Origin of the sequence: Streptomyces sp. NBC_00690, assembly GCF_036226685.1 — a bacterium.
Classification (GTDB): domain Bacteria; phylum Actinomycetota; class Actinomycetes; order Streptomycetales; family Streptomycetaceae; genus Streptomyces.
This window is the reverse complement of record NZ_CP109009.1, coordinates 3,372,374-3,394,725: the sequence shown is the minus strand read 5'-3', so window position 1 is coordinate 3,394,725 and position 22,352 is coordinate 3,372,374. Positions and strand designations below refer to the sequence as shown.

At 68.0% G+C, this 22,352-nt stretch carries 21 protein-coding genes; 16 read left to right on the top strand and 5 right to left on the bottom strand.

Features of this window, described 5'->3' with window-relative positions; translation table 11 throughout:
* Positions 1-228: 228 nt before the first annotated feature.
* The 4 genes from OID54_RS14925 to OID54_RS14910 all read left to right on the top strand — a co-directional run bounded on the left by OID54_RS14925 (position 229) and on the right by OID54_RS14910 (position 4,692).
* Positions 229-1,413 (top strand): helix-turn-helix domain-containing protein, encoded by a 1,185-nt coding sequence (locus tag OID54_RS14925; protein WP_329019567.1) that lies wholly within the window; start codon positions 229-231, stop codon positions 1,411-1,413.
* A gap of 223 nt (positions 1,414-1,636) precedes the next feature.
* The gene (locus OID54_RS14920) at positions 1,637-2,047 is read left to right on the top strand and encodes an ATP-binding protein (protein WP_329019565.1); all 411 of its coding nucleotides are present in this window, start codon (positions 1,637-1,639) and stop codon (positions 2,045-2,047) included.
* 317 nt (positions 2,048-2,364) lie between these two features.
* Complete coding sequence (locus tag OID54_RS14915; protein WP_329019562.1) at positions 2,365-3,816, top strand: RDD family protein; 1,452 nt, start codon at positions 2,365-2,367, stop codon at positions 3,814-3,816.
* A gap of 84 nt (positions 3,817-3,900) precedes the next feature.
* Positions 3,901-4,692: an RDD family protein gene (locus OID54_RS14910; RefSeq protein WP_329019560.1), complete on the top strand. Its 792-nt coding sequence runs from the start codon at positions 3,901-3,903 to the stop codon at positions 4,690-4,692.
* Between the two features lie 47 nt (positions 4,693-4,739).
* On the opposite strand, the gene OID54_RS14905 is transcribed toward OID54_RS14910, so the two are convergent.
* Positions 4,740-5,057 (bottom strand): hypothetical protein, encoded by a 318-nt coding sequence (locus OID54_RS14905; RefSeq protein WP_329019557.1) that lies wholly within the window; start codon positions 5,055-5,057, stop codon positions 4,740-4,742.
* Positions 5,058-5,463: 406 nt separating this feature from the next.
* Here OID54_RS14905 and OID54_RS14900 point away from each other — a divergent pair, with 406 nt between their 5' ends.
* Both OID54_RS14900 and OID54_RS14895 read left to right on the top strand, forming a co-directional pair.
* Positions 5,464-7,890, top strand: coding sequence for an immune inhibitor A domain-containing protein (locus OID54_RS14900; protein ID WP_329019553.1), 2,427 nt, complete (start codon positions 5,464-5,466; stop codon positions 7,888-7,890).
* Between the two features lie 124 nt (positions 7,891-8,014).
* The gene (locus OID54_RS14895; RefSeq protein WP_329019550.1) at positions 8,015-8,374 is read left to right on the top strand and encodes a hypothetical protein; all 360 of its coding nucleotides are present in this window, start codon (positions 8,015-8,017) and stop codon (positions 8,372-8,374) included.
* 64 nt (positions 8,375-8,438) lie between these two features.
* Here the strand turns inward: OID54_RS14895 and OID54_RS14890 are convergent, their stop codons facing one another.
* Positions 8,439-9,032 carry an isochorismatase family protein gene (locus OID54_RS14890; RefSeq protein ID WP_329019547.1) on the bottom strand — a complete coding sequence of 198 codons (594 nt, stop codon included), beginning with the start codon at positions 9,030-9,032 and terminating at the stop codon, positions 8,439-8,441.
* Positions 9,033-9,170: 138 nt separating this feature from the next.
* Complete coding sequence (locus tag OID54_RS14885; protein ID WP_329019544.1) at positions 9,171-10,499, bottom strand: nicotinate phosphoribosyltransferase; 1,329 nt, start codon at positions 10,497-10,499, stop codon at positions 9,171-9,173.
* 240 nt (positions 10,500-10,739) lie between these two features.
* Here OID54_RS14885 and clpS point away from each other — a divergent pair, with 240 nt between their 5' ends.
* The 8 genes from clpS (at position 10,740) to OID54_RS14845 (ending at position 17,212) form a co-directional block, all read left to right on the top strand.
* Complete coding sequence (clpS, locus tag OID54_RS14880) at positions 10,740-11,054, top strand: ATP-dependent Clp protease adapter ClpS (protein ID WP_250922541.1); 315 nt, start codon at positions 10,740-10,742, stop codon at positions 11,052-11,054.
* A complete protein-coding gene (locus tag OID54_RS14875; protein ID WP_329019541.1) occupies positions 11,054-11,653 on the top strand; it encodes a DUF2017 domain-containing protein in 600 nt (199 codons plus the stop codon). The genes clpS and OID54_RS14875 overlap by 1 nt, the downstream gene beginning before the upstream one ends.
* Positions 11,654-12,188: 535 nt before the next feature.
* Entirely contained in the window at positions 12,189-13,652 is a 1,464-nt protein-coding gene (locus OID54_RS14870) for an amino acid permease (protein ID WP_329019538.1), read from the top strand.
* A 262-nt stretch (positions 13,653-13,914) separates the two neighbouring features.
* A complete protein-coding gene (locus tag OID54_RS14865; RefSeq protein WP_329019532.1) occupies positions 13,915-14,337 on the top strand; it encodes a M67 family metallopeptidase in 423 nt (140 codons plus the stop codon).
* 134 nt (positions 14,338-14,471) lie between these two features.
* The gene (locus tag OID54_RS14860; protein ID WP_329019529.1) at positions 14,472-14,588 is read left to right on the top strand and encodes a putative leader peptide; all 117 of its coding nucleotides are present in this window, start codon (positions 14,472-14,474) and stop codon (positions 14,586-14,588) included.
* Positions 14,589-14,697: 109 nt separating this feature from the next.
* Complete coding sequence (locus OID54_RS14855) at positions 14,698-15,018, top strand: MoaD/ThiS family protein (RefSeq protein WP_329019527.1); 321 nt, start codon at positions 14,698-14,700, stop codon at positions 15,016-15,018.
* Positions 15,018-15,968: a PLP-dependent cysteine synthase family protein gene (locus OID54_RS14850; protein WP_329019524.1), complete on the top strand. Its 951-nt coding sequence runs from the start codon at positions 15,018-15,020 to the stop codon at positions 15,966-15,968. Before OID54_RS14855 ends, OID54_RS14850 begins: the two co-directional genes overlap by 1 nt.
* A gap of 491 nt (positions 15,969-16,459) precedes the next feature.
* Positions 16,460-17,212 (top strand): MBL fold metallo-hydrolase, encoded by a 753-nt coding sequence (locus OID54_RS14845; protein ID WP_329019520.1) that lies wholly within the window; start codon positions 16,460-16,462, stop codon positions 17,210-17,212.
* Positions 17,213-17,423: 211 nt separating this feature from the next.
* Here OID54_RS14845 and OID54_RS14840 read toward each other — a convergent pair whose 3' ends face one another.
* Together OID54_RS14840 and OID54_RS14835 are read right to left on the bottom strand one after the other, a co-directional pair.
* Positions 17,424-18,689: a PTS transporter subunit EIIC gene (locus OID54_RS14840; protein ID WP_329019517.1), complete on the bottom strand. Its 1,266-nt coding sequence runs from the start codon at positions 18,687-18,689 to the stop codon at positions 17,424-17,426.
* A gap of 737 nt (positions 18,690-19,426) precedes the next feature.
* Complete coding sequence (locus tag OID54_RS14835; protein WP_329019514.1) at positions 19,427-20,728, bottom strand: PTS transporter subunit EIIC; 1,302 nt, start codon at positions 20,726-20,728, stop codon at positions 19,427-19,429.
* 177 nt (positions 20,729-20,905) lie between these two features.
* Between OID54_RS14835 and OID54_RS14830 the strand changes: the two genes are divergently transcribed.
* On the top strand, positions 20,906-21,244 hold the full coding sequence (locus OID54_RS14830; protein WP_329019511.1) for a PTS glucose/sucrose transporter subunit IIB: 339 nt from the start codon (positions 20,906-20,908) through the stop codon (positions 21,242-21,244).
* Between the two features lie 108 nt (positions 21,245-21,352).
* Positions 21,353-22,093, top strand: coding sequence for a ribonuclease PH (rph, locus tag OID54_RS14825; protein WP_329019509.1), 741 nt, complete (start codon positions 21,353-21,355; stop codon positions 22,091-22,093).
* Positions 22,094-22,352 lie beyond the last annotated feature (259 nt).

Here is a 22,352-nt window from a genome sequence, read left to right as displayed (position 1 = left end):
ACTATGACGCGACTTCGGGTAAGAACTTTCTGTATTTATTTAGTAGCAGAGAGTGACGCTTGCCTCGTGGGCGGCCCGGTACCGCCCGACGCACCGGTTGCCGCTCCCGAACTCGCTTGCAGAGTCCCCTCGTAGAGGCTGCGGCCGGTGGGTGCTTGCGGTACCGGACCATGAGCCATGGTCTTGGGAATGTGGGTACCGTCGGTCATGGATCAGGAGGTCTCCCCCATGACACCGTCCCTCAACGACCACGCAGGCTCGCGAATCGCCCACAATCGCAAGGCGCGGATGCTGACCCAGCGCGAGTTGGCCGATCTGTCGCACGTCTCCTACAGCACCCTGACCAAGGTCGAGCAGGGTGCGATCCCCGCCAGTCCGTCGGTGCTCGGCGCCCTCGCCCGGGCGCTTGCGGTCCCGGTGACCCACCTGACCGGGCAGCCCTATCTGGAGGAACTGCGACGGGATCAACTCGACGGCCTCATCCAACCAATCCGTGAGGCCCTCAACCTCTATGACCTCGGCGCCGATCCCGATCTCACCCCGCGACCGCCGGAACGGCTCGAAGCGCAGTCCGAGCGACTGTGCGCGCTCGTGCGGGAGAGCAACATCAAGCAGGTGGCGATCGAGTTGCCCGCGCTGATCGCCGAAGCGACCACCGTGGCCCACCGCCGACCGGAGGACCGCAATTGGCGGCTGCTCGCAGGCGCGTACCGCACGGCCTATGACGTGACCACGAAGCTCGGATTCCAGGATCTGTGCATGGTCGCCCTCGATCGCATGGATTGGGCAGCTCAACGGGCGTCGGACCCGGTCATAGGAGGAATGCGCCAGTATTTGCGGGCGCTTGCGTATCTACGAGCCAGTGACTACCGAACGGGGGCGCGGCTGGTTCAGATCGGACTCCAGCAACTCGGGCTGGCCGTTGCCGGACAGGAACGCGATGTCGTCACCGGTCAAATTCATCTGGGCGCGGCGGTATTGGCTGCACGAAGCAAGAGCGAGGCTCTGGCCATGGACCACCTTGCCGAGGCGCAGCGACTGGCCGAGTTGACCGGACCTGCCGAAAAGGTGCACTGGCTTTCCTTTGGCCCCGCGAACGTGGGAGCCCACCGAATGAGCGTCCTCGCAGAATTGGACAGGTATCCGGAGGCGGTCCAGACCGCTGCCGGTCTGAGATTCCCGAGTGACTGGCCGCCGTCCCGACTGGCCCACCACCACGCCGAACTAGCACAGGCACAACTGTGGACCGGGAACACCGGAGAAGCCTTCGCGAACCTCCGCCGTGCTCGCAAGCTCGCACCGCAACAGACCCGCTACAGCCCCACCGTACGGGAGACCTACATTGCTCTTGAATCTGCGAAGCGACGGATGCCCGAGACACTCAACAGTTTTGGTGCCTGGCTCGGAATGTGACTCCCAGTGAATTCCTGGCCCGCGCTATTAATGACCTCTGATACTTCCGGCCCTTGTCCATCGGCACGATGCAGCTCAGACGTACCGCCGCGATCGCTTGGTCGATCGCGGACTTTCTCCTGCGCAGCTGAAGAGGTGCCGATATGGCAGACGTTCTCGTTCATTTCTTCGAACCATCGAGAGAAGGGGATTTAACTCCGCCGCGAACGACGGGTGCGGTTCGATGACGCAATCGTGCAGCAATGGGCCCGTGGTGTACCGGTGGCCGCAGAGCCCTCGGAGTGTGGGGCTGGCCCGTGCCGAACTGCGCAAAGCCCTCGACGGCTGGGGCCTCGCCCCGGTGGAGGCGTCCGCGTTGATCGTGCTGTCCGAACTGTTCACCAACGCCGTACGGCACGCCAAGGTGCCCGGACGGGAGATCGAGACCCGGTACGCGCCGCTGTGGCGCGGTGTACGGATCGAAGTGCACGACGCCTCCCACCTCCTGCCCCGGGTCGTACCCGCCGGCCTCGACTCCACTGGCGGACGCGGACTGCCGCTGGTCGAAGAACTGTCCGACGCCTGGGGTGTCACCCCTCGCCACGGCCCCGGCAAAGTCGTCTGGGCCGAACTGACCCTCCCCAGATCGACCTAGGTCCGATCTTCGAAGTCCCGTCCCGCTCCCGGCCGTCAACCCCCGAGGCCGGGGCGGACTACGCGCGAAGCCGTCTGGCCGGAGCCCAGGACTTTCGCGCGTGCCTCCAATCCGCCGTACTCCGTCCCTCGAACGCGCCCAATCTCGCGGTCTCCTTCTTCAGCGCCCCCCGTTCTTCGTTACTGTCCTCCTTGGACAGCCGGAGGACAGCCGGGGGCATCCGCTCCCATGCCGGGTGTCGTAGGTCGCACGGCCCGTGCACGTGTCCGGCATCGCGGGCGGCCCACAGAGGTAGTGAACGAACGGAGTTGGGGGCATTGGCTACTCCTCCAGGTGACGGCAGCCCAGCGCAGGGCTTCTACCCGGACCCCTCCATTCCCGGCTACGTCCGGTACTGGAACGGCGCCGCCTGGGTGCCCGGTACGAGTCGGCCCGCGCCCAAGGACGGCGAGGCCATGCCCGCAGGGCCGGGGCAGGGCGCGTCCGGTTCCGCAGCGGTCCCGCCGCAGCAACGCTCCGCACCGTCCCCCGAGACACGCGTGGAGGAGACCGGTCCGGTCTTCCTCGACGAGGACCCGCCCGCCGAGCCCGTGCGTCAGGAACCCGCGAGCGTCTGGCAGGCCGACACCTCCCGGCAGACCGGATTCGGCGGCGAACGCGACAATCTGGTCTCGTGGGGCGGCGAGCAGGGCCAGCGCCCACCCGCCCAGGACCAGTCCCCGGCCGCCGATCCCGCCCAGGGCGACCCCTCCGGTGGCGCCCTGCCCGGGGTGCGGTCCAGCAGTACGGCTCCGGATCCGGCACCGGTCACGGGTCTGCCGGTTCGGCAGCGCAGGAACACCGAGGGTCCGGAGCCCCAGCCCTCCGTCGAGAGCACCATGGCCATTCGTGCGCTGCGCGCCAGGGTCGCCCAGAAGAAGGCGGACGCGAGTCCGGGCCGACAGGCTTCCCCCTCACCCCAGGGTCAGCAGCCCCCGCAGTCCCAGGGGCGGCCCGGGCAGCAGGTGCCGCAGAGTCGACAGGGGGCACCCGCAAGTGCCCAGCAGTCGGCGGCGCAGACCGAGCAGCCCCTGACTTCCCGCTCGATGAACCCACCCGCCCAGTCGCGCGGCTCCGACTTCCCGCCGCAGACGACGGTCGCGTCCGGTGCCGGTGGCGGTTCCGCCTCCTGGCCGCAGCAGGTCCACCAACTCGCCCAGGGCAGCACCGTCGGTGACCCTCCGGTCGTCCCGTGGAAGCCCCCGGTCGACGACCCCTTCCTCCAGGCGGCCCAAGCACACGCCGCCGCCCGGCCCGCTCCGCTCGGCAAGCGACTGATCGCCCGGCTGATCGACACCGTGGTGCTCGGGGCGCTCGTGGGCGGGGTCGCCGTACCGGTGGGCACCCAGTCCCTCGCCCACATCGACGACAAGATCGAGGCGGCGAAGCAGTCCGGGCAGACCGTCACCGTCTGGCTGCTGGACGGCACCACGGGGGTCCACCTGGCCATCGTGCTCGGCGCGCTCCTCCTGCTGGGCGTGGTCTACGAGGCCGTTCCCACGGCCAAGTGGGGTCGCACGCTCGGCAAGAAGGTCTGCGGGCTGGCCGTGGTGGACATCGAGTCCCACGGTCCGCCGACCTTCGGCGGCGCCCTGCGCCGCTGGCTCCTCTACAGCGGACTCGGGCTGCTCGCCATCGGCGTGCTCAATGTGCTGTGGTGCCTGTTCGACCGTCCGTGGCGGCAGTGCTGGCACGACAAGGCGGCGCACACCTTCGTCACCCGGGCCTGACCGGCTGACCCGTCATCAGCAACGGGTCCCCCGAACGGCGTGTCAGCTTTTGCGGACTTCTCCGGGGCGCGATGCACTGCCCTCATGAGTAACGATCAGCCTCCGCCCCCCGGCCCGGGAAGCCCCGACGACGATCCCTTCCTGAAGAAGCCGCAGCAGCCTCCGCAGGGCGGCGCGGGCAGTGGTGATCAACCGCCCCCGCCGCCTCCGCCCCCGCCCGGGGGTTCTCCGTACGGCGGACAGGGCGGCGCAGGCCAGGGTTCTCCGTACGGCGGGCAGGGCCCGGGGCAGGGCGGCGGCCCCTACGGAGGCGGGGGCGGAACGCCGCCCCCGTACGACCCCAACGCCTACGGCGGGCCCTATGGCGGCGGACCCGATCCGCTTGCCGGAATGCCGCCGCTCGCCGAGTTCGGCAAGCGGTTCAGTGCCCGGGTCATCGATGCCCTGATCATCTTCATCCCGCTGTTCCTGCTGTCGCTGATCTTCGGCGGCTGGAACGTGAACGGAGACAGCGGCGACGGGTGGGACGACATCGCCAACGACGTGAACACCGGACGGCAGTGGATCTGGTCCGCGATCTCCCTCATCGCCTATGTCGGCTACGACACCTGGATGGTGAAGAAGTCCGGCCAGACCATCGGCAAGCGGCTGTTGAAGATCCGGGTGGCGATGCTGAACGACGGCAGCACCCCGGACACCCGCTCCTCGCTGCTTCGGGCCGCGGTGCTCTGGGTGCCGGCGCTGGTGTGTTGCTTCTGCGTCTGGTGGATCGTCATCATCGCCACGATCCTTGCCGACAAGCCCTACAAACAGGGGCTGCACGACAAGGCCGGCAAGACGGTGGTGGTCGCGGCGCCCCCGGTGACCGCGGGGTGAGCCCGGTCCGGGGCGCTGGAGGCGCCGGCCACAGCGATGGGTCGGCGTCAGCGGCGCAGCGAGTGCTCGCGCGAGGAGCGGACCTGGGTGGTCAGACCGTCGGCGGAGGGTGCCGACGTGGTGCGGCCGGCTGCGGCGCGGTAGCTCGCGGAGAGCGAGCGGGCCGTCCCGGCGGCCTTGGCCGCCCGTGCTGCCCGGCCGATGGGGACCGCCACCGCGACGGTCAGTCCCAGCACCATCGAACCGAGGCCGATGGCCGCGATCGCGAGGAGGCCGGTGGCTTCGGTGAGCAGCAGCAGGGCCAGTGCGCAGAGCACGACGGTGGCCGAACCGGAGGCGAGCTGTGCGGCAGTCGGACGAGGCATGACGGTATCCGTCCTGGGGCTATGCCGGGAGGCATGGTGGTCGGGAAACGGTCGAGGGTCTGACACAACGCAATCGCACTGACAGAAGACTCTACGGTGCTCGATGCCCGGACGGAACCTGGGGTAAGCGTCACCTGACCCGGCGCAGGTCAGGGGTCGGTGCATAGGGGGCGCACGGATTCATACAGGGCAAGACTTGGCCTGTTCCATGCGCCGGTTTTGCGCAGCCGTCATGTCCGAAAATCGGAACTGAGCGTCTGCATAGTGCAGTTGGAATGTCCGTGTCAAGGTCTGTCTTTTCTTCCTCCACTACGGTCGAATGCCGTCACTTGTGACGCGACGCCTCCCGCGGACAACAACCCCACATCGGTCCGCGGCGAAGGAACGCAGGGGAGGACACCACCAAGTGACCACCAGACGACGGACGATCAGAGCGTCCGCGGTGCTCGTCGCGCTTGCCGCGACCACCGCCACGGCCTCGGCGTTCAGCACCGCACAGGCGGGGGATCAGGGGTCCCACGCCAAGGCGGCGCCGACAGCCATCGAGCGCCACGACCCGGCTCCGCACAAGGGTCATGTCGAGCACGATCTCGACGGCCCGTTCAGCAAGCAACAGGAGATGGAGCGCCAGGCGGCGCTGGAGCAGGTCATAGCCGGGGACGCGACCGTGCAGCAGCGCGGTGGGTCCAAGGTCGTCAAGCTCGACGACAAGAAGTACGTCGAGCTGGGCCGGGAGAAGACCGACAAGATCTTCACCATCCTGGTCGAGTTCGGCGACAAGGTCGACGACACCACGGTGTACGACCCGGACGGCCCCGGCGGCCCTCAGCCCCCGGTCAAGAAGTACGGCGGCACCCCGGGTCCGCTGCACAACGCGATCGCCAAGCCCGATCGCGCGGTCGACAACTCCACGGCCTGGCAGGCCGACTACAACCGTCAGCACTTCCAGGACCTCTACTTCGGCTCCGGCAAGGACACCGCCGGCAAGCCCAAGGAGTCCCTGAAGACCTACTACGAGAAGACCTCATCGGGCCGCTACTCGGTCGCCGGCACGGTCTCCGACTGGGTCAAGGTCGAGCACAACGAGGCCCGCTACGGCTCCAACTACTGCGGCGACTCCAACTGCGACAACGTCTGGGACACCGTCCGCGACGGAGTCACCGCCTGGGTCGCCGACCAGCGCGCCAAGGGCCGCACGGACGCCCAGATCAAGGCCGACATCGCCCAGTACGACCTCTGGGACCGCTACGACTTCGACGGCGACGGCAACTTCAACGAGGCCGACGGCTACATCGATCACTTCCAGATCGTGCACGCCGGTGAGGACGAGTCCGCAGGCGGCGGCGCCCAGGGCACGGACGCCCTGTGGGCGCACCGCTGGTACGCGTACGGCACCGACGCCGGGCAGACCGGACCGGCCCACAACAGGGCCGGCGGCACCCAGATCGGTGACACCGGCATCTGGGTCGGCGACTACACGATGCAGCCCGAGAACGGCGGCCTCGGCGTCTTCGCCCACGAGTACGGCCACGACCTCGGTCTGCCCGACCACTACGACACCTCGGGCCGCGGCGAGAACTCGACCGGCTTCTGGACCCTGATGTCGTCCGGCTCCTGGCTCGGCAACGGCAAGGACTCCATCGGCGACCTCCCCGGCGACATGACCGCCTGGGACAAGCTCCAACTCGGCTGGCTCAACTACACCAAGGGCAAGGCGGCGACCAAGTCGACGCACACCCTCGGCGTGGCCGCCTACAACACCACCCGGCCGCAGGCGCTGATCGTCGAACTGCCGAAGAAGCCCGTCACGCGGACGATCGTCAAGCCCGCCCAGGGCACCGGCCAGTGGTGGAGCAACCAGGGCGACAACCTGAAGAACACGCTCTCCCGCCAGGTCGACCTGACCGGCAAGTCCAGCGCCTCCCTCGAACTCTCCGGCTGGTGGGAGATCGAGAAGGGGTACGACTACCTCTACACCGAGGTGTCGACGGACGGCGGAGCCAACTGGACCGCGCTCGACGGCACGGCCGACGGCGCGCCCCTGACCCGCGACGCCAGCAACGCACCCGCGCTGACCGACGTGTCGGGCGCCCACAAGAAGCTCGTCTACCCGCTCGACGCCTACGCGGGCAAGAAGGTCGACGTCCGCTTCCGCTACCAGACGGACGGCGGCGCCGGCGGCAAGGGCTTCGCGGCCGACGAGATCACGGTCAAGGCGGACGGCACCGCGCTGTTCACCGACAACGCCGAGGCGACCGACGCGGCCTGGACCGCGAAGGGCTTCTCCCGCATAGGCGAGTCCTTCACCCAGGAGTACGAGCAGTACTACCTGGCGGAGAACCGCCAGTACGTCTCGTACGACAAGACCCTCAAGGTCGGCCCGTACAACTTCGGGTTCAAGGCGCCGAAGGACTCCTGGGTCGAGCACTACCCGTACCAGAACGGTCTGCTGGTCTGGCTGTGGGACACCTCGCAGCGCGACAACAACACCAGCGCCCACCCGGGAGCGGGTCGCGTGCTGCCGATCGACGCCAACGCCACCCCGCTGAAGTGGGCGGACGGCACCCTGATGCGCAACCGCATCCAGGCGTTCGACTCCACCTTCAGCACCTTCCGTACCGATGCGCTCACGCTGCACCGCGCGGACGCCCCGACGACGATCAAGACGAAGTCGGGCAACCCGATCTTCGATGACCGCAAGGGCGTCTACTGGTACCCGGAGAACCCGACCGCCGGTGTGAAGGTAACTGACACCAACACCAAGATCTCGATCGTCAAGGAGTCGCGGACCGGCTCGACGATCACGGTGAAGGTCGGCCCCTCCACCAAGTAGAAGATAATAAGTCCAGGTCAGAGCATGATCGGCCGTTGCCCCCTGGCGGGCAGCGGCCGATCGTGTTTAGGTGCGTGGTGCCAGACCGTTATTGACACGCCATCTCACGGGGGAGTGGTTCGCCATGCCAGGCGGAGGTTTCAGCAAGCTGCCGAGCGGCAGCGTGGTCGTCGCGCTCAGCCTGCCCAGTCCGCTGGGCGACGGGAGCCCGGCCCGCTTCCTGGTGCACGCGCCGAACCGAGCGCGGGCGCTGACCCGGCTACGGAACCTGGGGCTGCGGGCGGTGTATCTGCGGGGGAACGCGGAACCCCCCACCCCGGACGAGATCACCGCGGTGCTCCACCACCCGGACGGTCTGCTGTGGCGCACCCAGCCCGGGAGCGGAGCGGAGCTCTGGCACCCGATACGCACCCGCCTGAGGGAGCGGGCCCACTGGGCACCGCTGCCGGGCGGAGAGGCCGTCCCGGCCCCCACGTCCGCCTAGAAGCGGCTAGGACGCACCTGGCCGGGCCCGCTGCGGGCCCCCACCGGGTGCGCCCGGAGCGGACTCAGGCCAAGTCCACCGGCTTGCCCGACATCTCGACTCCGGCAGCGCGCAGGTCCTTCAGCGCCTGTGCCGTCGTCGCGGGGGAGACCGCCGCCGTCAGATCCAGCAGCACCTGGGTGGTGAAGCCCTCACGGGCGGCGTCCAGCGCGGTCGCCTTCACACAGTGGTCGGTCGCGATGCCCACGACATCCACCTCGGTGACGTCGTGGTCGCGCAGCCACTGCGCCAGCGTCATGCCGTTCTCGTCGGCGCCCTCGAAGCCGCTGTAGGCCGCCTCATACGCGCCCTTGTCGAAGACCGCGTCGATCGCTCCGGACGCCACAGCGGGCGCGAAGTTCGGGTGGAAGCCGACGCCCTCGGTGCCGGCGACGCAGTGCCGCGGCCAACTCGTCACGAAGTTGGGCGTCTCGGAGAAGTGGTCGCCCGGATCGATGTGGTGGTCGCGGGTGGCGACGACATGGCGGTAGCCCGCGGGCACGGTCTGGCCGATGAGGTCGGTGATGGCCGCGGCGACGTCGGCACCTCCCTTCACCGCGAGGCTGCCGCCTTCGCAGAAGTCGTTCTGAACGTCGACGACGATCAAGGCGCGGTGCATGGCGGCTGTCCTTAGGGAGTGCTGGGCGTACTGCTCGGCGGACGGGTGATGGCAGGGCTGCTGCGGCGCAGCCGAGCCCCGTCACCCGGTCCGCCGCATGGGAAGAGGCTCCCCACCGACAAGCAGTTCATACGTACGTCATACATACTCCGTCGGGAGGACGGGCTCACCCCGGGAGAGCTGGATGGCCGACATCGGCAGCCCGGTCCGGGCCGTGATGTGCCGCTGTCGAGCTGCTTCCAGCGGCTCCCGGCCGATGACCTCGCCGCCCTTGACCAGCTCGACGAGCAGTTGGCGCTCGACGAGGTCGGCGGGCACCGGACCGAGGCCCACCACCTCCGCCTCCGCGACGCCCTCGTCGTCCACCCGGCGCGCCGCCCACTTGCGACCGCCGATCGAGGACTTCGCACCGAGGGACTTCTTCGCCACCGGCTCCAGCGGGGCGTCCGGCTCGGCGGACCGGGCGCGGGCGACCAGCTTGTAGACCATGGAGCAGGTCGGATGGCCACTGCCGGTGACCAGCTGCGTACCGACTCCGTAGGCGTCCACCGGTGCGGCTGCCAGGGAGGCGATGGCGTATTCGTCCAGGTCGGAAGTGACCACGATCTTGGTGTTCTGCGCCCCGAGCTCGTCGAGCTGCTGACGCACCCGGTGGGCGACGAGCAGCAGATCACCGGAGTCGATCCGGACCGCGCCGAGCTCCGGCCCGGCGATCTCGACCGCCGTACGGACTGCTTCGGTCACGTCGTAGGTGTCGACCAGCAAGGTGGTGCCGCGGCCCAGCGAGTCGACCTGGGCCCGGAAGGCGTCCCGCTCGCTGTCGTGGAGCAGGGTGAAGGCGTGGGCGCTGGTTCCGACGGTCGGAATCGCGTACCGGAAGCCCGCCGCGAGGTCGGAGGTGGAGTCGAATCCCCCGACGTAGGCCGCGCGCGCCGAGGCCACCGCGGACAGCTCGTGGGTGCGCCTGGCGCCCATCTCGATCAGTCGCCGCCCGCCCGCGGCTGCGGACATCCGTGAGGCGGCTGCGGCGATCGCCGAGTCGTGGTTGAGGATGGAGAGAATCACGGTCTCCAGCAGCACGCACTCGGCGAAGGACCCCTCCACCCGCATCAGCGGAGAGCCGGGGAAGTACACCTCGCCCTCTGGGTAGCCCCAGATGTCGCCGCTGAAGCGGTAGGAGGCCAGCCACTCCAAGGTGGGTTCATCGACGATCCGCTGCTCGCGCAGGAAGCCGAGCACTCCCGCGTCGAAGCGGAAGTTCTCCACGGCGTCCAGCACCCGGCCCGTACCGGCCACCACTCCGTAGCGCCGCCCGCCGGGCAGTCTGCGGGTGAAGACCTCGAAGACCGAGCGGCGGTCGGCGGTGCCGGCCTTGAGGGCCGCCTGGACCATCGTGTACTCGTACTGATCGGTAAAGAGGGCCGTCGAGGGGACATCCACCGGGAGCCCCAGGTCCGCAGTGTTCACGGCACTCAACCTCGCTCTGTCATCGTCGGAGCCCGGAAGACCCCGGGCGATCCAGCCATGGCCAGGATGCTACCCCACATTTCGTCAATCTGACGAGATGGCCTTTCGGTCAGCTTCCGTGACCTGCTGGATTTCCGTCGTGACCCCCTGTCCCCGTGCCGGCCGGGAGGCGCTCCCGAGGGCGAGAGACTGGCTGGGACGCGGGGGCCGTTTGTGCGTCGAGGCCCTGTGAGTGGCAGCATGGACCAGGTGAGTGTTGCTCCCACTGAGATCGAACGCACCGAGTCCGCGGAGAAGCCTTTCGCTGTCCCCGAGCCGGACGTGCCGTGGGTGACGCTCGTCCACAACGACCCGGTCAATCTGATGAGCTATGTCACCTATGTCTTCCAGGCATACTTCGGCTATTCCAAGGACAAGGCGCGCAAACTGATGCTCGACGTCCATCACAAGGGCCGTGCCGTGGTCTCCAGCGGCAGTCGCGAGGAGATGGAGCGCGACGTCCAGGCCATGCACGGCTACGGTCTGTGGGCGACCCTCTCCCAGGACCGCAACTGATGGCGGGACAGTTCGAAGCCATCGGTGGCGGCGGGGCCGCGGTCGCCCTCGACGAGGTCGAGATCTCCATCCTGCGCTCCCTGGCCGTACAGCTCCTGGAGCTGATCGGGCCCGGCGAAGAGCCGGTGGAGGGCGAGGACCCGCTTGCGGCGCTGTTCACCAACGGACCGTCCGAGCCGCCCAGTGACCCGGCGCTCGCCCGGCTCTTCCCCGAGGCGTACACCGGCCCCGACGTCACCGACCAGACCGACGAGCTGCAAGCCGCCTCGGCCGAGTTCAGACGGTTCACCGAGAACGACCTGCGCTCCCGCAAGCGCACCGACGTCCTCTGCGTCGTCCGCACCCTCGACGAGCTCACGGTCGGCGGTGAAGGCGGGGCGGTCCTCAAACTGACCGCCGACGAGTGCCACAACTGGCTCGGCGCCCTCAACGACCTGCGCATCACCATCGGAACCCGGCTCGATGTCTCCGACGATGACGAGAGCGACGACCTCTACCACCTCCCCGACGACGATCCGCGCAAGCCGATGGTGATGGCCTACCTCTGGCTCGGCGCGCTACAGGAGACGCTCGTCGAGACCCTGATGCCCGACGCCTGATGCCCGACGCCTGACCTGACCTGCCCCGGCAGCCCCGCTGCGACCCGGCAGACCCACCGATGCACGACCGGCCCCGTGCTCCTCCCACCGGAGGGGTGCGGGGCCGATCGCCGTTCGAGGGCCGTCGGACCCGGGTGCCGCCGTCCGGCCCGGCAATCGCCATCGGACCCGGGAGTCATCGACGCCCCCGCAACCGCCGGACCAGTGTGCGAGGCCCCGACCCACGTCCCCCGTACGCTCAGCGCACCCTCAAATCCGAATAACGATCACGTCACCTGAACGGTCCCGTTTGCCGCGCCAAGGGACCTTTCTCCCCTTCTGCTTGTGGTGTGCCCCACACTCGCCGTCGACGATCGTCAAAACGGCCGTGATAGATCTTCACGACCGCCAGGGACCCCACCCACGGCCCCTTGCGGCGCTTGAGCCGGCCGACCGCCGGTGGCACTCCATCCACATCCGGGGGGATCAGGACCTGATCCGCGCCCGCGCGCCAGCCGCAGCGGGGCGGATCAGATGGAGAAAGGGCGCAAACCACATGACTTCAGTGCAGGTAGGCGACGAGAACGGGCCGGGCGGCCCCAACGCAGTCGTCACCCCACCGGACACCGGAACACCCCACCGGGACGAGTCGGACCAGGGATATCACCGCGGACTCGGGGCCCGACAGATCCAGATGATCGCCATCGGCGGCGCCATCGGGACCGGACTCTTCCTCGGCGCGGGCAAGGCCATCTCCAAAGCCGGCCCCAGCCTCATCCTCGCGTACGCCATCGCGGGCCTGGTCATCTTCTTCATCATGCGGGCCCTCGGCGAACTGCTGATGTACCGCCCCGTGGCCGGTTCCTTCTCGGAGTACGCCCGCGAGTTCATCGGCCCCTTCGCCGGCTTCGCCACCGGCTGGACGTACTGGCTGTTCTGGGTCGTCACCGGGATGACCGAGGTGACCGCCGCTGCCCAGTACATGACCTACTGGTTCGACATACCCCAGTGGATCTCCGCACTGGTCTTCACCCTCGTGCTGTACGGGGCCAACCTGATCTCCGTGAAGCTCTTCGGCGAGCTGGAGTTCTGGTTCTCGATGATCAAGGTCACCGCCATCGTCGGCATGATCCTCATCTGCATCGGCATCCTCACCCTCGGCTTCTCCGACGCCGGTGACTCCGCGTCCGTCTCCCTGTTGTGGAGCGACGGCGGATTCTTCCCCAAGGGCATCGGCGGCACCTTGATGACCCTTCAGATCGTGATGTTCGCCTTCCTCGCCGTCGAGTTGGTCGGCGTCACCGCGGGCGAGTCCAAGGACCCCGAGAAGACCCTGCCCAAGGCCATCAACACCGTGCCCTGGCGGATCGCCGTCTTCTACATCGGCGCACTCATCATGATCCTCTCCGTGGTGTCCTGGACGAACTTCCAGCCCGGCGTCTCCCCCTTCGTCGCCGCCTTCGACAAGATGGGCCTCGCCGTCGGCGCGGGCATCGTGAACTTCGTCGTCCTCACCGCAGCCCTGTCGTCCTGCAACTCGGGCATGTACTCCACCGGCCGGATGCTGCGCGACCTCGCCCTCAACAACCAGGGCCCCGCCCTCTTCACCCGGCTCACCAAGAACGGCACCCCGCTCATCGGCACCACCTTCTCGGCCGGACTGATGATGATCGGCGTCTGGATCAACTACCAGTGGCCGGGAGAGGCATTCAACAAGGTCGTCTCCTTCGCCACCATCTCCGGCATGTGGGCCTGGATCATGATCCTCATCAGCCAGCTCCGGTACCGGGCCAAGGCCGACCGCGGCGAAGTGCCGCAGTCCTCCTTCAAGGCCCCCGGTGCACCCTGGACCAGTTGGTTCGCGCTCGCCTTCATCGCCATGGTCATCGTGATGATGGGCATCGACGAGGAAGCGCGGATCTCCCTCTACTGCGCTCCCCTGTGGGCGCTCGGACTGCTCGTCAGCTATCGCTCACTCAAGAAGCGCAATCCGCAGGGCAGCGCCTTCGCCAAACGCTGACGGCGTTCCACGACACCGTCGCACGATCGGACTGGCCAGGAGCTGACCGGACACGATCGGACTGGCCCGGTACTGACCGGCCGGGAGCGGACGACTGCTCCCGGCCGCTTCGTACCACCGGTTGGCCAGAGCGTGCCCGGGTCCTGACCCCGTGCCAGTGCTGTGGCCCCGTACCGTGCCCGTGCCGTGCCCGTGCCGTGCCCGGGCCCACCGGGAGCCGCTGCCCCGAGCCGGTTGGGACGGGCTGCTTATCCTGATCGGCATGCTGACTATCACCCAGGCCCTCTATGACCAGATCGTCGCCCACTCCCGCGCCGACCACCCCGACGAGGCGTGCGGCGTCGTCGCCGGACCCGTCGGCGAGGGCCGCCCCGAGCGGTTTATCCCCATGCTCAACGCCGCCCGATCGCCCACCTTCTACGAGTTCGACTCCGCGGACCTCCTCAAGCTGTACCGGGAGATGGACGACAACGACGAAGAGCCGGTCATCATCTACCACTCGCACACCGCGACCGAGGCGTACCCCTCCCGCACCGACGTCTCCTACGCCAACGAGCCCGGCGCCCACTACGTCCTGGTCTCCACCGCCGACAAGGACGAGGAGGGCCCCTTCCAGTTCCGCTCGTACCGCATCGTGGACGGCGTGATCACCGAGGAAGAGATCAAGGTCGTGGAGAGCTACTGAGCCGGTCCTCCAGCACCCCGCAACAGGCCCGAAACACTGTCCCGCGCCGGACAGTGCCCGCACTGTGAGCAGAATGCATCCATCATCTGAGATCACACTCCAGAATCCGGACCGGGAATCGATACGATGACCGCATGGTTCCCCATGACGTGAGCGACAAGACGCCGAGCACAGTCCTGCTCGTGGCGCGGCTGCACGTCGACCTGTGCCGCCTCGCAAGCGCGATGTGTACGGCCCGGACCGCGCCCTGACCGAGGCCCGAACCGCACCGCCAGGCCGAGCGCGACCGTACGAGCACCACCCCCTCGCGCGGGGGTCAGACGCGCGCCCTGAGCCACCGTCCCGACAGGAGCCCACACCATGGCCATCGAGGTCCGCATCCCGACCATCCTCCGCACCTACACCGACGGGGAGAAGGCCGTCGAAGGCAGTGGAGGCACCATCGCCGAACTCCTCGCCGACCTCGACTCCCGCCACAACGGCATCCAGGAGCGCATCGTCGAAGGCGGTGAACTCCGCCGCTTCGTCAACGTCTACCTCAACGACGAGGACGTCCGATTCCTCGCCGGCATCGCCACCGAACTCTCCGACGGCGACAGCGTCACGATCCTCCCGGCCGTCGCCGGCGGATCGACCGCGACGCACCCCCGTTCCGCCCGGTGGCGTGCGGGAATGCGCTGATGCGCTACGACTCCCCCCTCGCCGCGGTCGGCAACACCCCCCTGGTGCGCCTACCGCGGCTCTCGCCGTCCGACGACGTCCGCATCTGGGCCAAGCTGGAGGACCGCAACCCGACCGGCTCCATCAAGGACCGCCCCGCGCTCTTCATGATCGAGCAGGCCGAGAAGGACGGCAGGCTCACACCCGGCTGCACCATCCTGGAACCCACCTCGGGCAACACCGGCATCTCCCTCGCCATGGCCGCCAGGCTCAAGGGCTACCGCATCGTCTGCGTCATGCCGGAGAACACCAGCGAGGAGCGCCGCCAACTGCTCGCCATGTGGGGAGCCGAGATCATCTCCTCACCGGCCGCCGGAGGCTCCAACACCGCCGTCCGCGTCGCCAAGGAACTCTCCGCCGAGAACCCCTCCTGGGTGATGCTCTACCAGTACGGAAACCCCGCCAACGCCGGAGCGCACTACGCCGGCACCGGGCCGGAGATCCTCGCGGACCTGCCGTCCATCACCCACTTCGTCGCCGGCCTCGGCACCACCGGCACCCTGATGGGCGTGGGCCGCTACCTGCGCGAACACGTACCCGACGTCAAGATCGTCGCCGCTGAGCCGCGCTACGACGACCTGGTCTACGGGCTGCGCAACCTCGACGAGGGATTCGTCCCCGAGCTCTACGACGCCACCGTCCTCACCACCCGCTTCTCCGTCGGCTCGGCGGACGCCGTGACCCGCACCCGGGAACTGCTCCAGCAAGAGGGCATCTTCGCCGGAGTCTCCACCGGCGCCGCACTCCACGCGGCCATCGGCGTGGGCAGGAAGGCGGTCAATGCCGGCGAGTCGGCCGACATCGTCTTCGTCGTCGCCGACGGTGGCTGGAAGTACCTCTCCACCGGTGTGTACACGGCCAAGACCACGGAAGAGGCCATCGACCTCCTCCAAGGACAGCTCTGGGCCTGAACCCCCAGCCGACCCGAGCCCCAGCCGACCGAGCCCCGGCCTCCACCCGTCGCCGTCCACCTGTCGCCGTCCGTCCGAACCACGCGGCCGAGCCGCCCGATCACAGCAGCCCAGCTGCCAGACGGACGGCGACAACCGCCCGGACCACCGCGGCACCGCACCCTCACCGACGACGCGGGCCGGGGCACCGAAGCAGCCGGACCCCACACCACCGCTCGAACGCTCCCGGGCCACCCCCGAGCCAGCGGAACGAGCAGATCGACCGTCCATGAGCCCCGGTCCCTTTACCAAGGGATCGGGGCTTTTCGCCACCCTCACGCCCCGTGCGCTCCCACCCTTGCGCCCCGCGCGCCCTCCGAATCGGTGACAGCGCAGGTGAGTTCCCCCACACCCCCCCTCCCCGAAGGAGCGGTGCCCCCTTTTGCGCTTTACGCTCGATCCACCGCACGCCCCCCACCCCAGCCCTCCCCGTCAACGGAGGTTCAGGCTCCATGAAGCTCACCGTCGTCGGCTGCTCGGGGTCGTTCCCGTCCGCGGAATCGGCCTGTTCGAGCTACCTCGTAGAGGCCGACGGCTTCCGGCTGCTCCTCGACATGGGCAATGGCGCCCTCGGCGAGTTGCAGCGCCACGTCGGTCTCTATGACCTCGACGCCATCTTCCTCAGCCATCTCCACGCCGATCACTGCATCGACATGTGCGCGTACTTCGTCGCGCGCTACTACCGGCACGACGGCGGTCGCTGCCCAGCGCTGCCCGTGTACGGCCCCGAAGGCACCGAGCAGCGATTGACCACGGCGTACGCGGACACCCCCTCGCCGTCCTCGATGAGCGAGGTCTTCGACTTCCACACCCTGAAGTCCGGCAGCTTCGACATCGGGCCCTTCGCCGTGCGAACGGAACGGGTGGCCCATCCCGTCGAGGCGTTCGGCATCAGGCTGGAGCACGGCGGCAGGACACTGACGTACTCGGGCGACACGGGCGTCTGCGATGCGCTGGACGAGTTGGCCGAAGGGGCGGACCTCTTCCTGTGCGAGGCGTCCTTCACCTATGGCAAGGAAGACGTGCCCGATCTCCATCTCAACGGCAGGGAAGCGGGCGCCCACGCACAGCGGGCGGGGGCCGGTCGGCTGGTACTGACGCACGTACCGCCGTGGACGGACGGGCAGCGCAATCTCGCCGATGCCCGCGCCGAGTACCGGGGACCTGCGGAGATCGCCGTACCGGGCGCCGTGTACGAGGTCTGAGCCGGCCGCCCGTCGCTCGCCGCCCGCGGACAGCCGCCGGCCGAAGGCGAGGCCGCCGGGCGCGGCCGATCTGCCGGCCCGCGGAGGCCGCACCCCGTTGCCGGACATGCGTCCGGGGCCGGCCGCGGCTGTTCATGACAGGCGGTCATACAGGCCGAAGCCCCCGGTTCCATCGCGGCAACCAGGGGCACGGGCGGAGGTGGTGAGCGGCCTATTTGGCCTCCGCCTTCATGAGGTCAGCCAGTTCCTCGTCCGACTCCCGCCCCGGAGTCGGCAGATTGAACCGGGTGATGGCCCAGCGGAACACCACGTAGTAGACGACGGCGAAACACAGCCCCACGAGTGCCAGGCCCCAGGGATTGGACGCGATCCCCAGATTCAGCAGGAAGTCGACCGCACCGGCCGAGAAGCCGAAACCGTCCTTCATCCCCAGACCCCAGGTGAGCGCCAGGGAGACCCCGGTGAGTACCGCGTGCACGGCGTAGAGCACCGGCGCGATGAACATGAAGGTGAACTCGATCGGCTCCGTCACACCGGTCACGAACGACGTCAGCGCCAGCGAGAACATCATTCCGCCCACCACCTTGCGCCGCTCCGGGCGGGCACAGTGGACGATTGCCAGACAGGCCGCGGGCAGGGCGAACATCATGATCGGGAAGAAGCCGGTCATAAACTGCCCGGCCGTCGGGTCACCGGCCAGGAAGCGGGCGATGTCGCCGCTCTTACCGTCGTAGGAACCCGCCTGGAACCAGGGGAACGAGTTCAGGAGATGGTGCATGCCGACCGGGATGAGCGCGCGGTTGGCGACACCAAAGATGCCCGCACCCACCGCGCCGGAGCCGACCAGCCACTCACCGGTGTTGTGCAGGGCCGTGCCGAGCACCGGCCAGAGGAATCCGAAGGCGATGCCGATCAGCAGTCCGGCGAAGGCGGACAGTATCGGAACCAGCCGTCGACCGCCGAAGAAGCCGGCCCAGTCGGGCAGTTTGGTGCGGTAGAAACGCTGGTAGAGCAGGGCGACCACCAGGCCCATCACCACACCGCCGAGGACTTTGGCGTCCACGGGTGCTTCCCGCATCACGATGGCGCCGTCCACGACTTCGGCGACCTTCGGCAGGTTCTTATCGGTGAACGTACCGAGCACGCTCTTGAAGACCAGATAGCCGGTGACGGCCGCGAGCGCGGTCGAGCCGTCGGATTTCTTGGCGAAGCCGATGGCGATGCCGACAGCGAACAACAACGCCATATTGTCGAGGATCGCGTTGCCGCCGGCGTGCATATAGCCGGCTATCTCGGTGAGGAAGGACGGGAACGACTCACGGCCGAGCATGTCGTCATTGCCGAGTCGAACGAGGAGCGCGGCGGCGGGAAGTACGGCGACGGGGAGCATCAGGCTGCGGCCAATGCGCTGCATGACGGCCATCGCGCCCGCGCCCCACTTTTTCCGATCCGCCGGGGCGGTGCTGGCGGTGGACATCAACTTCCTCCAGGGGAGCAAGGCGCCGCGAGGACGAGAAGCGGGGAGGCGGCGTCTACAAGGGGGTGCGGCGATCCGCATGGTCTACACCACTAAGTGGTGTAGACCTTTTTAACATGAGGGGAGTCGATGAGGAACAGGGGAAAAGCATCGAATGTGGCGTGCGATATGTGAATTCCAACACCGCCGAGCGGGCGTCGTGGGTGAATGGATTCGATCATGAATACGGGGGGTCGGAACGCACTGGGAACCCATCGGGAACGCATCGGGAACGCATCGGGAACGCATCGGAAAGGCGCAGGACCGGCACCGCGGCGATCGGAACCCGCACCCACGTCGAGCGTCCGGCGGAGCTGCTCGAAGCCACTCATGACACTGGGGAAAGCGCAGCACAACGACCCGGGCGTCGGAAATCGCCGGTGGGAACGGCAGCCACTGCGAGACACGACGAAACCCGGCACCGACCGCGCGGCCCGGACAAGAGAACAAGCCCGACAACAGAACAAGCCCGACAACAGAACAAGCCCGACAACAGAACAAGCGCGGGAAGCCATCGAGGCTTCCCGCCCTCAAACCCGCCCTTCTACCACCCAGCACCGACCGGACACACGCGGACCGGCCCATCCTGTCAGCCGTCCGAGGCGGCGAATTCGCCCTCCCGGCCAACCTGAATGGGCCCGGGAAACCCGCCCCATTCCCTGTGCCCGCACCGGAAGAATGCCGTCGCGGATGTGCTGCTACTTCACATTCTCGCGTTCCATCTCATCGCCGACTTCCTCCGGTTCACGCCCCGGCGTCTGGATGTTGAATTTGATGATCGCGAACCGGAACACCACGTAGTACACCAAGGCGAAACCGAGCCCGATCGGAATGATCAGCCAAGGTTTGGTCGCCAAGGACCAGTTGATGACGTAGTCGATCAGACCGGCGGAGAAACTGAAGCCGTCCTTCACCCCCAACGCCCATGTCACCGCCATCGAGACACCCGTCAGCACCGCATGCACCGCATACAGCGCCGGCGCCACGAAGAGGAACGAATACTCCAGCGGCTCCGTGATCCCCGTGACGAACGACGTCAGGGCGACCGACAGCATCAACCCGCCGATCTCCTTGCGCCGATGAGGTCGCGCGCAATGGGTGATGGCCAAAGCCGCCGCGGGCAAGGCGAACATCATGATGGGGAAGAACCCCGTCGTGAACTGACCCGCATCGGGGTCACCCGCCAAGAACATCGAAATGTCACCGTGCACCACCGTGCCGTCCGGCTTGGTGTAACTGCCCAACTGGAACCAGATCGGCACGTTCAAGAACTGATGCAGGCCGATCACCAACAAGGCCCGGTTGGTGACCCCGAAGATGCCCGAACCCCACGGACCCAACTCCACCAACCAGTCGCTGAAGCTCTCCAGACCCCGGCCCACCGGCGGCCAGACCCACAGGGAGATCACCGCAATGCCGATGCCGACGAACGCCATGATGATCGGCACCAGTCGGCGGCCATTGAAGAAGCCCAACCAGTCCACCAGCTTCGTCCGGTGGAAACGCTGCCAGAAGTACGCAGCCAGCAGGCCCATCACGATGCCGCCGAAGACCCCGGGGTTCTGATAGGTGAAGGCCGCCACCGAATTGTCCGGCGCCTGACACCCCGTCGCCACGGCCTGCGCCTGATCGGGGCAGTCCTCCGGGAACTGCCGCAGCACGTTGTAGTAGACGAGGAAGCCCGCCACCGCAGCCAGCGCCGTCGAACCGTCCGACTTCTTCGCCATGCCGATGGCGACACCCACGCAGAACAGCAGCGGCAGACCGATGTTGGAGTCCAACAGGGCGCCACCCGCGCCCGCCATCACCTTCGCCACGTCGTTCCAGCCCAGCCCCTCCGAACCGAAGACATCGGGCTGGCCGAGGCGATTGAGAATGCCGGCCGCGGGCAGCACAGCAATGGGGAGCTGAAGGCTGCGCCCCATCTTCTGTAGCCCCTGGAACAATTTGCTGCCCCAGGACGGCTGCGATCTGGCGGCGGCGGCGCTCTCGGAGCTCATCGACGTCCCTCCTGGAACTGGCCCGGTTGGCAGGTGTTGCAGACTGGTGTAGACCAGTTGCGGCAAGGCTCCGGGTCACCCATGACTGATGTCGCGCCCTCGGTCGGGGCCCGTGTCCTCGGTCATCTACGGAACGCCGGTGATCGTTATCTTGAGCGATGAACCGGTCACTCGCCCGTGAAGTTGGGCCAACCGTGCGTTAACGTGACAAAGCGGGCCATTGGTGGGCCGACGCAGCACCGGGCGACCACCCAAGGCGCCCTAGGAACGCAGGGAGAGAACATGGCCAGCAAGGCTGAGAAGATCGTCGCCGGCCTCGGCGGCATCGAGAACATCGAGGAGATCGAAGGCTGCATCACCCGCCTCCGCACCGAAGTCATCGACCCGGCCAAGGTCGACGAAGCCGCCCTCAAGGCCGCCGGCGCCCACGGAGTCGTCAAGATGGGCAACGCGATCCAGGTCGTCATCGGCACCGACGCCGACCCGATCGCCGCCGACATCGAAGACATGATGTGAGCTGACCGCCCCTCAGCCCAACCCTGGCACAGACATGCGAAAGGGCCTCCTCCCCACGGCGAAAACCAGGGGACGGGGCCCTTCCGCACAGCCGATAGGCTCACCCTCATGTCTCGCATCGACGGCCGCACCCCCGAACAGCTCCGCCCGGTCACCCTTGAGCGCGGATGGAGCAAGCACGCAGAGGGCTCCGTCCTCATCTCCTTCGGCGACACCAAAGTCTTCTGCACCGCCTCGGTCACCGAAGGCGTACCGCGCTGGCGCAAGGGCACCGGCGAAGGCTGGGTCACCGGCGAATACTCGATGCTGCCCCGCTCCACCAACACCCGCGGCGACCGCGAATCCGTCCGCGGCAAGATCGGCGGACGCACCCACGAGATCAGCCGGCTCATCGGCCGGTCCCTCCGAGCCGTCATCGACTACAAAGCACTCGGCGAGAACACGATCGTCCTCGACTGCGACGTGCTCCAGGCCGACGGCGGCACCCGCACCGCCGCCATCACCGGCGCCTACGTCGCACTCGCCGACGCCGTCAGCTGGGCGCAACAGAAGAAGCTCATCCGCGCCGGACGCAAGCCCCTCACCGGCACCGTGTCCGCCGTATCGGTCGGCATCGTCGACGGCGCACCTCTCCTTGACCTCTGCTACGAGGAAGACGTCCGGGCCGACACCGACATGAACGTCGTCTGCACCGGAGACGGGCGCTTCGTCGAGGTCCAGGGCACCGCCGAAGCCGAGCCCTTCGACCGCAAGGAGCTCAACGCCCTCCTCGACCTGGCGACCGCAGGCTGCACCGACCTCGCCGCCCTCCAGCTCGAAGCACTCGGCCGCACGGACACCACGGCCTGACCCGCACCTGCCGCCCGGCCCCGCGGCGGCGAACGCATCGGTCATGACCCTCGCCCAGCGACGGGCACCGGCCTAAACCGCCCCGCCGCACCCCGGCACCCGGGCGGCTCGCTTCCTCACCCCTCTTCAGTACGGGGAAAGCCTCCACCGGACCGGCACTCCAGTACCCGGCCCGCCGACTGGGTAAAGAAGCAACCAAGAACGCCCCAGCGGGCGTCGTTAAGGACACGGGCGCACGGGCCAAACCGTGCGCCCGGCC